General features: G+C 40.1%; 9 protein-coding genes. 3 read left to right on the top strand and 6 right to left on the bottom strand.

Annotation, left to right across the window (positions count from 1 at the left end):
- Window positions 1–26: 26 nt before the first annotated feature.
- A complete protein-coding gene (gene recN / locus FEE42_RS11565; RefSeq protein WP_059367212.1) occupies window positions 27–1,706 on the bottom strand; it encodes a DNA repair protein RecN in 1,680 nt (559 codons plus the stop codon).
- 67 nt (window positions 1,707–1,773) lie between these two features.
- Window positions 1,774–2,664 carry an NAD(+) kinase gene (locus FEE42_RS11560; protein ID WP_059368850.1) on the bottom strand — a complete coding sequence of 297 codons (891 nt, stop codon included), beginning with the start codon at window positions 2,662–2,664 and terminating at the stop codon, window positions 1,774–1,776.
- 117 nt (window positions 2,665–2,781) lie between these two features.
- On the opposite strand from FEE42_RS11560, the gene grpE reads away from it, so the two are divergent.
- Together grpE and nrdD are read left to right on the top strand one after the other, a co-directional pair.
- Window positions 2,782–3,366, top strand: coding sequence for a nucleotide exchange factor GrpE (grpE, locus tag FEE42_RS11555; protein ID WP_059367214.1), 585 nt, complete (start codon window positions 2,782–2,784; stop codon window positions 3,364–3,366).
- A 263-nt stretch (window positions 3,367–3,629) separates the two neighbouring features.
- Window positions 3,630–5,753 carry an anaerobic ribonucleoside-triphosphate reductase gene (gene nrdD / locus FEE42_RS11550; protein ID WP_059367216.1) on the top strand — a complete coding sequence of 708 codons (2,124 nt, stop codon included), beginning with the start codon at window positions 3,630–3,632 and terminating at the stop codon, window positions 5,751–5,753.
- A 65-nt stretch (window positions 5,754–5,818) separates the two neighbouring features.
- Here nrdD and fbpC read toward each other — a convergent pair whose 3' ends face one another.
- The 4 genes from fbpC to FEE42_RS11535 form a co-directional block, all read right to left on the bottom strand.
- Entirely contained in the window at window positions 5,819–6,868 is a 1,050-nt protein-coding gene (fbpC, locus tag FEE42_RS11545) for a ferric ABC transporter ATP-binding protein (RefSeq protein ID WP_059367219.1), read from the bottom strand.
- 60 nt (window positions 6,869–6,928) lie between these two features.
- On the bottom strand, window positions 6,929–8,980 hold the full coding sequence (locus tag FEE42_RS11540) for an ABC transporter permease (RefSeq protein WP_059367221.1): 2,052 nt from the start codon (window positions 8,978–8,980) through the stop codon (window positions 6,929–6,931).
- 104 nt (window positions 8,981–9,084) lie between these two features.
- On the bottom strand, window positions 9,085–9,213 hold the full coding sequence (locus tag FEE42_RS12960) for a hypothetical protein (RefSeq protein WP_255204590.1): 129 nt from the start codon (window positions 9,211–9,213) through the stop codon (window positions 9,085–9,087).
- Between the two features lie 89 nt (window positions 9,214–9,302).
- Window positions 9,303–10,343, bottom strand: a complete 1,041-nt coding sequence (locus FEE42_RS11535) for an ABC transporter substrate-binding protein (protein WP_059367224.1) — start codon at window positions 10,341–10,343, stop codon at window positions 9,303–9,305.
- A gap of 164 nt (window positions 10,344–10,507) precedes the next feature.
- Between FEE42_RS11535 and udk the strand changes: the two genes are divergently transcribed.
- Window positions 10,508–11,149 (top strand): uridine kinase, encoded by a 642-nt coding sequence (gene udk / locus FEE42_RS11530; protein WP_059367226.1) that lies wholly within the window; start codon window positions 10,508–10,510, stop codon window positions 11,147–11,149.
- The last annotated feature ends 1 nt before the right edge of the window (window position 11,150 follow it).

Raw genomic sequence — 11,150 nt, 5'->3', positions numbered from 1 at the left:
CCAAATCTAATGGAATTTGAATTAAGTTATGACGAAATAGATTCAAGCATTTCTTTCGCATTTGCTAACGCCAAATCGGTAATCTGGCTTCCGCCTAATAAACGGGCTAACGCAGGAATACGTTCCGACTGTGAAAGTGCGGTCATTTTTGTTTCTGTTTTTTCATCAACGATCCATTTTTCTACATTAAATTGATGATGTCCGCAACAGGCTACTTGAGGTAAATGAGTAACACAAAGTACTTGGCATTTATCGCCTAACTGACGCAATAACTTGCCTACTACACTCGCTGTCGAACCGCTAATACCAACATCAACTTCATCAAAAATTAAAGTAGGAACCGCAGATTGATCGGAGGCTAATACCTGAATAGCGAGTGAAATACGGGAAAGTTCCCCCCCAGAGGCAATTTTTACCAATGGTTGGGGCTGCTGTCCTAAATTGCTACGCAAAGTAAACACAATCTGATCTGCCCCATTGCTCGTGATTTTGTCATGATCGGTTTTCACTTCCACATAGAATTCCGCATTTTCCATTGCAAGCTGTTTAATTGATGCCGTAACTTGCTGCGCCAACTCGTTTGCAGCTTTCTGACGACTGCTTGTTAATGCCTGTACCGTCGCTTGCATTTGTGTAAAAGCCGCTTTTTCTTGCGCAATCAACAAGTCTTCACTTTCTGAAAAATCTAAAAGTGCGGTCAATTCCTCTTTTAATTTTTTATGCAATCTGACTAATTCCTCAGGCTTCACATTATGCTTTCTTGCCAACTGTAATGCTTGCCCCATACGCTGTTCAATTTCTTGTAACAACATAGGATCTTGCTCAATATTTGATGATAAATGTTGAATCTCACCGGTTGCCTCTTGTACTTGAATCAGCGCCTCATTCAGCAAATTTTGCGCCTCTGCATAACGCGGCTCCAATTCTACCAGCTCGTCAATATACCGAGTTGCACGATATAACATTGAATCAATATTTACCGTTTCATTTTCACTTAAAATCTGTAAAGCCGATTGCGAAAGCTGGGTAAGCTGTTCACTACTTGATAAACGGCGTTGCTCTTCCTCTAATTCAAAGTATTCATTCGGTCGAAGATTAAATTCATCCAATTCTTCAACTTGGTATTGTAACAACTGTTTTTTAGATTCATTTTCTGCGACTTTTTGTTGAAATGTCTTAACTTGGGTTTGCAAATTTTTCCATGTGTGATAGTCATCACGCATTTGGTTTAATAAGTCGGTATGTTGCGCAAAACTATCCACTAATTGAAGCTGATAATCGCTTTTTAGCAGAAGCTGCGAAGCATGTTGACCGTTAATATGGATAAGATATTGCCCGATGTCTTTAAGTAGAGTAGCAGAAACCGGCGTACCATTAATAAATGCTTTGGAACGACCATCAGCACTGATCACTCGGCGTAAAATACATTCGGCGGGATTATCAGAATCCTGTAATTCCTGCTCCCGCAACCAATAATAAGCCGGATTATGGGAATCAAGGTGAAAACTTGCACAAATTTCGGCACGTTCTTGCCCATCCCTTACCATTGAACTTTCTACACGTTGTCCTAAACATAAACCCAAAGCATCAATAGCAATGGATTTACCGGCTCCGGTTTCACCGGTAATCACAGACATTCCTTTGGCAAATTCGACATCTAGCTGACGAACAATCGCAAAATTATTAATAGTAAGTTGGGTAAGCATAATAAAATCCTTGTTCACTGTATATTTATTATATTAATACTGTTTCAATATACAGTAAAGATTTTATTTAGAAATTTTTTAACCAGCCCAACTTTGTACTTAATACATTGTAATAATTATAATTTTTTAGATGAAGCAAACGTAATTTATGTTTGCTTTTTTCAATATGAACCACATCATCCGGTGAAAAGCCCAATGCAATTTGACTATCACACCCCACCTCCAACTGAGAAGTATTATGTTCAGCAAAGCGGATAGAAATTTTACTGTCGCCGTCAATAACGAGAGGGCGTGATGACAGTGTGTGAGGAAACATTGGCACTAACGCGATCGCATTTAAATTTGGTGTCAAAATCGGCCCTCCGGCAGAAAGGGAATAAGCCGTCGATCCCGTTGGGGTCGAAACAATTAACCCGTCAGAACGCTGAGAAAAAGCAAATTTATCATTAATATACACATGGAAATCAATCATATGGGCAATTTTCGCAGGGTGAATAACAGCCTCATTAATTGCATTTCCCTTAGCAATAATTTCTCCATTTTGCTCAATTTGGGCTTCTAAGAGAAAACGTTCTTCCACAAAAAATTCGCCTCGTTCTAAACAGGCTTCTAATTGGGCATACGCATTTTTCGGGTCGATATCCGTTAAAAAACCGAGGTTACCACGGTTAATCCCGATAAGAGGAATATTATATTTTGCAAGGATACGCGCACGTCCAAGCATATTGCCGTCTCCCCCAATCACAATTACAAGCTGTGCCAATTGCCCGATTTGCTCTAATTTCGCCGCGGTGTGTTCAGGTAATTCAAGTTTTTCTGCTACCTCTTTTTCAACTAATACCTGATAACCACGCTCGATCAGCCAATGGTAAACATTTTTGTGCATTTGCAGATTCACGTCATTACGCGGTTTCCCTGCTAAGCCAATAATGTTAAAGGAGTTATGTAGTTCATTCATTTTCATTAATTTAAGCGGAATATCAACCGCACTTGAATTCAAAATTTTCGCCATTATATTACATAGCACTTTAATTTTGCTAAAATGTCGCCAATTTTTGAATTAATGGAGAACAAAATGTCCGAACAAGAACAAAAAATTAATACCACTGAAGAACCTATTGAAGAGATTCAAAAGGAAGAGATTGAACAGGTACAGGCTGAGGATCCTTTAGAAGAGGCTATTGCCCGAGTTCAAGAACTTGAAGAGCAACTTAAAACACAAGTAGAAGAAACCTCAAAAAAAGAACAAGATCTTTTACTTCGTACCCGTGCAGAAATTGACAATATTCGCCGCCGTGCCGAGCAGGATGTAGAAAAAGCACATAAATTTGCCCTAGAAAAATTCTCAAAAGACATTTTAAACACCATCGATAACTTAGAACGTGCCCTTAGCACACCGGCAAATACTGAAGATGAAGGCGTAAAAGCCTTATTTGATGGTGTGGAGCTTACTTTAAAAGAGCTTGTTGCAACCGTAGGTCGCTTTGGGGTCGAAGCGGTAGGTGTCGTGGGAGAAAACTTCAATCCGGAGTTACACCAAGCCATTTCTATGCAACCTGCGGAAGGATTTGAATCTAATCAAATTACAGCAGTTTTACAAAAAGGCTACACGCTAAACGGACGCGTCATTCGCCCTGCTATGGTAATGGTTGCCGCCTAAATTTAATCCAATGAAAAGAGCGGTCGATTTTTCGACCGTTTTTTATTTCTATTAAAGAAATTTGATCTAGATCAAAAATTAATATTTTATTTAAAATTAATTCTTATAAATAACCCTACCATCAAGCTAATAAAATCAATAGCTCATCTTTATTTCCACCTATAAACCATCAACAAAACACTACATATTGTGTGTTGATTATAATTTTAGATCTATATATAGTGCTTCTGTTTTTTGTAACGCATAATAACTTGGAGCATATTATGAACAATTTTAGCGTCATCAAACGTGATGGTTCTCGTGTTGATTTTGAGATTCAACGGATTATCAATGCGATAAAAAAAGCCGCAAGTGCGGTTAATATTTACGATGAATTTTATTTTCACCAAATCGGGCAAGATGTAAGCCATGAGATTTTTACCCATCATCAACAAGAAATCGACATTCATCAAATTCAAAAAATCGTTGAAGACAAACTGATGAAAAGCCATTACCCGCAAGTGGCGCGTGTTTATATTGAATATCGTCACGATCGTGATTTAGCCCGAGAAAAACGCAGCAAACTGACCAAGGAAATTGAAGGCTTAATTGAACAAAGTAATGTAGAACTCTTAAATGAGAATGCCAATAAAGACGCCAAAGTTATTCCGACCCAACGGGATTTACTCGCCGGTATCGTAGCAAAACATTATGCCAAACATTACATTTTGCCGCGTGATGTAGTCGAAGCACATGAAAAAGGCGAAATTCATTATCACGATTTAGACTACGCACCGTTTTTCCCCATGTTTAACTGTATGCTGGTTGATTTAAAAGGGATGCTTTCTCAGGGTTTCAAAATGGGAAATGCAGAAATTGAGCCGCCAAAATCCATTGGTACCGCCACTGCGGTAACCGCACAAATTATTGCGCAAGTGGCAAGCCATATTTATGGCGGTACGACCATTAATCGTATTGATGAAGTGCTTGCTCCTTATGTTCAAATCAGCTATGAAAAACATTTAAAAAATGCGCTCACTTGGCAAATTCCGGATGCAGAAGGCTACGCAAAATCATTAATTGAAAAAGAATGTTTTGATGCGTTTCAATCCCTAGAATATGAAGTGAATACCTTGCATACCTCCAACGGCCAAACACCATTTGTTACTTTTGGCTTTGGTTTAGGTGAGAGTTGGCAAGCCCGTTTAATCCAACAATCAATCTTGAAAAACCGCATTCTCGGTTTAGGCAAAAATCATAAAACACCGGTTTTTCCAAAGCTTGTATTCACCATTAAAAAGGGGATCAATCAAGCAAAGGGCGATCCGAATTACGATATTAAACAGCTTGCACTGGAATGTGCTTCCAAACGAATGTATCCGGATATTCTCAATTATGATCAAGTCGTCAAAGTTACCGGTTCTTTCAAAGCGCCAATGGGCTGTCGCAGTTTTTTAGGCGCTTATCAGGAACAAGGCACGGAAATTCACGATGGACGTAACAATTTAGGGGTGGTTAGCCTGAATTTACCGCGTATCGCCTTAGAATCCCAAAATGAAGAGGAATTTTACCGCACTTTAGACCAACGTCTTGCGATTGCTAAAAAGGCATTAATGACACGTATTGCCCGTCTTGAAAATACGAAAGCTAGAGTTGCGCCGATTCTTTATATGGAAGGGGCTTGTGGTGCACGTTTAGCGGCTGATGATAATGTTGCACAGCTGTTTAAAAACGGGCGAGCCTCAATTTCACTTGGCTATATTGGCATTCATGAAACTATTAATGCACTTTATAACCAAGGACATATTTTTGATAATGAACAACTCCGCCAAAAAGGTCTCGCAATCGTTACGCATTTAAGCAATGCGGTGAAACAGTGGCAAAAAGAAACTGGTTATGCTTTCAGCCTCTATTCAACGCCAAGTGAAAATTTATGTGATCGTTTCTGTCGTTTGGATACGAAACAATTCGGTGTGATTGAAGGCGTAACGGATAAAGGTTATTACACCAACAGCTATCATTTGGATGTGGAAAAGAAAGTGAATCCTTATGATAAGTTGGATTTTGAAATGCCCTATCCGTCTTTAGCAAGCGGCGGCTTTATTTGCTACGGCGAATATCCCAATATTCAACATAATTTGAAAGCTCTGGAAGATGTTTGGGATTATAGTTATGACCGTGTCCCTTACTATGGCACCAATACGCCTATTGATGAATGTTACGAATGTGGCTTCACCGGAGAATTTGAATGTACCAGCAAAGGTTTTGTTTGCCCGAAATGCGGTAATCACGACAGCAGCAAAGTGTCGGTTACCCGCCGTGTATGCGGCTATTTGGGCAGTCCGGATGCGCGTCCGTTTAATGCGGGCAAACAGGAAGAAGTAAAACGTCGTGTAAAACACCTTTAGAACAGAAAAAGTGCGGTTAAAATTAACCGCACTTTTCTTTAAGAGTTGCGATAAGCCAAAATAACCTATTCTTTCTTCAATAGAAAAACCCCGTATTTCGACAAATTCACATAGGCTTGTTTGAGTTCGGCATTAAAATCTTCCGGTTTACAATTCACCAGTAATTCTTTTCCTGCCCAAATCGCGACCACTTCCCAATAGTTGCCCATATAGACCGCACTTTTAATCTCACAACGTTGATTATCTGAGCCTTCATTGCTCAGATAAACCGCTTCGGGACGAATCCCCACTAGGCATTCGCCATCAGCCAAACCAAATTGTGCCGTATTAGAAAGGGGGACTTGATAACCGTTAATATCCACCGTATCATTTTGTAATTTCCCCTCAAAAATACTGGACTCCCCCATAAAATTCGCCAAAAACAAGGAATTAGGGCGAAGATAAAGTTCTTTTGCCGGTGCTTTTTGCATAATCTTGCCTTTATGCATCACAATAACCTCATCGGATACGGCGAAGGCTTCGGTTTGATCATGAGTAACATATAAGGACGTGATACCCAATCGTTGTTGTAATTCACGAATTTTTTCACGCATAGCGCGGCGAAGATTCGCATCCAAGTTGCTTAACGGCTCGTCAAATAGCAATACTTTTGGTTTCAAGACTAAAGCACGGGCTAACGCCACACGCTGTTGTTGCCCACCGGAAATTTGATCGACAAATCGTTCTTCAAAACCTGCTAAATCCACCAATTCGAGGGCTTCCTTAACCCGCTGAGCGCGTTCTTGTTTGCCCACACCTTGCATTTTTAAGCCGTAACCCACGTTATCACCAATAGACATATGCGGGAACAACGCATAAGACTGGAACACAATACAAATGTCGCGGTTTTGTATAGAAGATTTCGTTACATCTTCACCGTCAATAAAAATTTGACCGCTTGTGGGATTTTCCAACCCCGCCACCAACCTTAATACTGTCGTTTTGCCACAACCTGACGGCCCAAGCAAGGTCACCATTGTGCCACGTTTAATGGTTAAATCTAAATTATCGATTACGACAGCGTTACCAAATGCTTTGGTGATATTTTTCAATACTAAAAAATCGTTGTTCATCATTACTACCTTTTAAAAACTATTTATTTTTATACCGCACTTTTATAGATGTTCAGACGGTGCTTAATTCATTTTTTTCGCTTTGGATCGACTAATGCGGGTATCCCCCACGAGCCAATCAAAAAATAGAATAATCGCCATCATGACGACGATGAGAATCGAACCATAGGCAATCGCCACACCATATTCACCGTCCTCGACTCTATTTAAAATATAAGATGTCGCAACACGGGTATCGGCAGTAACAAGAAAGACGATGGCACTCACTGTTGTCATAGAGCGGACAAAACTGGTTACCAATGCAGATAACAGAGCCGGTTTAAGCAATGGCAGCACAATAAATACAATGGTTTTAAATGAACTGCCCTTAAGTGAGAGAGAGGCTTCATCGAGAGATTTATCCAATTGTCCCAATCCTGCAATCGCAGCGCGCATCCCGACCGGCATATTACGCATCACCATAGAAAGAATAATGATTAATCCCGTTCCTGTGATATAAATCGGCGCGCTATTAAAAGCAAGGATATAGGACACCCCCGCAACCGTACCCGGTACGGCAAAACAAAGTAAGGTGAGAAATTCTAACGTCTTCTTCCCTTTAAAATCACGGCGCACAGTAATGTAGGCAATCAATAGCCCAAAGAGAGCCGTAATCGGCGCTGCTGCGGCGGAAAACAATACAGTTTGGATAAGAGACGGCCAAGCCCCATCGCTAAAGCCTTGACCAAATAGCGCAAGATAATGTTTAAAGGTTAATGTGTAATCTACTCCCCAGTTAGCGGTAAAGCTTCCGTAGAAAATACTGCCGTAAAGAACCACATTGAATAACACCCAAAAACCTAAAATCAGCATAATGGCGTATTTCATAAGATTCGGCAGATCTTGCACATCACCACGATAGGATTTGCCGGAAACCGTCACATAGGAGCGATTACCTATCCATAAATACTGGATCACGAAAATCGATAGCGAGAAAATAAGCAATAAACTCCCCAATGTACTGGCTGAAGCATAATCAAGTTGTGAGCCTGCAATAAAAAAGTAGATTTGTGAGGAAATTACATCAAAACTACCGCCCAGCACCAATGGCGTACTAAAATCCGCTAAAGATTGAATGGCAACCACAAGGAATGAGTTACCCAGTGCCGGTTTCAATAGTGGGAAAATGATATTGAAAAAGGTTTGATAGCGGTTTGCACGCAAAGTGTAGGAAGCCTCTTCAATAGAAGGATGGACGGATTTAAGCGCACCCTCCAAAATCATAAAGGACATCGGGGTCAATGCCAGTGTATGAGCGATGACAATACCGGTGAAACCGTATAACCAGTTGTTATTAAAGCCGAGATACTCCACTAAAAATTGCGTTACATAACCTGAACGTCCAAGCATTAACGTTACCCCCAATCCCACCACAAACGGCGGGGTAACAATCGGTAAAATTGAGAAAATTTTACCGATAAAAGCGGTACGTTTGGCGATACGGGTCGTATAAAGCGCAAAAATTAAACCGAATAAAGTTGCCAAGACGCCGATAGTTGCCGCCACACTCAATGAATTGAGGATAATACGGATAATATAAGGTTGCTTAATTATCGTTAAAAATTGGGTTGGAACAAATTCCGAACCGTCATAAAACATAGAAATAAAAATTGCTAAGGTAGGATAAACGATAAAAAAGAAAATCATCAGCACAATACTGATAAGCGAGGCAATAATAAATTTGTCCCCTTGCATTATCTTCATTTTAGCCAAAGCATTCGTTGCCATTGCAATCAGCACCACTACTAACACAAAAATGGAATAACCAAGGCTAATTTTAGCGATCGTTGCAGAGACAAAAATAAAGGCGAAAAGAGCACAGATCAGCAAAAACTCAAACAAACCTTGTCGAGACGTTGTTTGTTTAAAGCAATGCGACACGGCGGGAATGAGTAACAGACTACCAAACCATAGCCAACTTAAATTGGGCGCAGCCCACCCCATAGATTCCAACAACTCATCCGATGTAGATTCCCAAAGTCCGTAATAAAGCGCTGTATAGGGCAAACAAATAAACCCTACTAACGCAATGGCAATCCAAAACCAATTGCTATTTAAAAATGCCTGCTTTCTCATTAAACCTCCGAAAGACTATTTGGCTACTTTAACTTACGCCTACATTTAATCAATTCATCTTCTGCGCCTCTCATTAGAACCGTTAAGTAGCAAATCAGAGTTCATCAGGTCAATTCCTGTGATTTCTGTGCAAAAGGAGAACCTGCGACAGCCCGTTTCCCAACCATGGTTTTATGATTGTAGTGAAAAGAAAAGATAAATAAGGCAAAAAGTGCGGTCAAAAATTGCGACATTATGTAGCCGTTCGCCCTTACATTTTTCACTTATGCGTTTGCTACATAGTGCCGAAAAATTGATAACGTTTAACCGCACTTCAGAAATGCTAGTTTGCTAATTTAATATCCCGAACCCATTTCTCAATTAGACGTTTACGTTCTTCGGTTGCGCCGTATTTCTCAAAATCGTAATTGATTAAATTCAGTTTCGTAGGATCAAAGGCGACAGGAGATTGTTCCGCTTTCGTATTGGTTAAAATCTGCAAAGATTCCCCTTTCTTCCACGCCAGCTCCTGCCCTTCTTGAGAAAGCGCCCAATCTATGAATAATTTGGCATTATCAAGATTTCGAGCCCCTTTAATGATGCTTACACCGCCCAATTCATAACCGGTTCCTTCACAAGGTACGATTAATTCTAATGGTGCGCCTTGCTGTTTTTCTAATGCATAATCGTGTAAGAAACCGACACCCACAGCGGTTTCGCCCCGTGCCGCATTACGTGATGGCGCAATACCGGATTTGGTGTATTGTGATACGTTTGGATGTAATTGTTTAAAGAAATCAAAGGCTTTATCTTCACCCCAAAGTTGTACAAAGGTCGCGATGGCAGTATAAGCCGTGCCTGAACTTTGCGGATCGGCAATTTGGATTTCACCTTTTAAATTTGGATCCGTTAAATCTTTCCAACATTTCGGGATTTCTTTAATACCTAGTTTAGCAAGACGCTCGGTATTAACACCAAAACCTAAAATCCCCATATAAATGGCGGAAACATAATTACCTTTTGTTTTTGCCGGATCACGGAACGATTCAACAATTTCATCAATATGTTTGGACTTATAGGGCTCAATCAAACCTAATTCCGCCGCTTGCGCTTGCGGATCAAAGGTACCGCCAAACCACACATCGGCTTGCGGATTATTTTTTTCCGCCTCGACTTTTGCAAATGTACTTCCCGAACCATTGCGGATAAAAGACGTTTTTACATCATATTTTTCGCCAAAGGCTTTCGTAGTGGTTTCACATAAAATATTAGTAGCACTACAGTACACGACCAAGCGACCTTTGGCGTTCACGCCAGAGGAAATCATTAAACCGCCGGCTAAAAGTGCGGTTGAAATGGAAAACGAAATTTTATTGAGTTTCATAGCAAATACTCCTATTGGGTGAAAACGCTAAAATACTACGCGAAAACGAAAAATAATACCGTGATAATCCTCACAATTTTGCAAATTGATACTGAAAATAAAGGTGAAATTGACCGCACTTTTCTTTATAATTCAGGGAATTTGTCAGTTTTCAGGTTATATTTATGCCAGATTCATCTTGTATCATTATTGCTATCACCGGCGCCTCCGCCTCAGGAAAAAGTTCCATTGCTTCCACCGTTCATAAAGAATTATGTAATGAATTGGGTTGCCAACAAATCGGCATCATCACAGAAGATAGCTACTACAAAGATCAAAGCCATTTAGAAATGAGCGAACGAGTAAAAACCAATTATGACCACCCCAACTCCATGGATCGTGATTTACTCATTCAGCATTTAAAAGATTTAAAAGCCAATAAAGCGGTGAATATTCCTGTTTATAGCTATGTAGAACATACTCGAACGGCTGAAACGACTCACTTCACACCTAAACGTATCGTTATTTTAGAAGGTATTTTATTACTCACGGATGAGCGTGTACGCCAATTAGCGGATATTTCTGTATTTGTTGATACACCGCTTGATATTTGTTTTATTCGCCGCTTGCAACGTGATATGGAAGAACGCGGTCGCTCGCTTCAATCCGTTATTGATCAATACCGTTCAACGGTACGTCCAATGTTCTTACAATTTATTGAACCGTCTAAACAATACGCTGATATTGTCATTCCTCGCGGCGGTAAGAATCGCATTGCGATCAATATGCTAAAAGCTCAAATTCTTCATTTATTAAATCAAAAATAGG

The organism is Rodentibacter caecimuris (assembly GCF_010587025.1).
Lineage (GTDB): Bacteria > Pseudomonadota > Gammaproteobacteria > Enterobacterales > Pasteurellaceae > Rodentibacter > Rodentibacter caecimuris.
The sequence above is the reverse complement of the archived record's forward strand: the minus strand, read 5'-3'. Positions and strand labels throughout refer to the sequence as shown.

Bases quoted from the DNA above. Each gene is read 5' to 3' on its own strand.
- nrdD (WP_059367216.1), top strand. From the start codon at position 3,630: ATGAACAATTTTAGCGTCATCAAACGTGATGGTTCTCGTGTTGATTTT.
- FEE42_RS12960 (WP_255204590.1), bottom strand. From the start codon at position 9,213: ATGTCGCAATTTTTGACCGCACTTTTTGCCTTATTTATCTTTTCTTTT.
- FEE42_RS11540 (WP_059367221.1), bottom strand. From the start codon at position 8,980: ATGAGAAAGCAGGCATTTTTAAATAGCAATTGGTTTTGGATTGCCATT.
- fbpC (WP_059367219.1), bottom strand. From the start codon at position 6,868: ATGATGAACAACGATTTTTTAGTATTGAAAAATATCACCAAAGCATTT.
- FEE42_RS11535 (WP_059367224.1), bottom strand. From the start codon at position 10,343: ATGAAACTCAATAAAATTTCGTTTTCCATTTCAACCGCACTTTTAGCC.
- recN (WP_059367212.1), bottom strand. From the start codon at position 1,706: ATGCTTACCCAACTTACTATTAATAATTTTGCGATTGTTCGTCAGCTA.
- udk (WP_059367226.1), top strand. From the start codon at position 10,508: ATGCCAGATTCATCTTGTATCATTATTGCTATCACCGGCGCCTCCGCC.
- FEE42_RS11560 (WP_059368850.1), bottom strand. From the start codon at position 2,664: ATGAATGAACTACATAACTCCTTTAACATTATTGGCTTAGCAGGGAAA.
- grpE (WP_059367214.1), top strand. From the start codon at position 2,782: ATGTCCGAACAAGAACAAAAAATTAATACCACTGAAGAACCTATTGAA.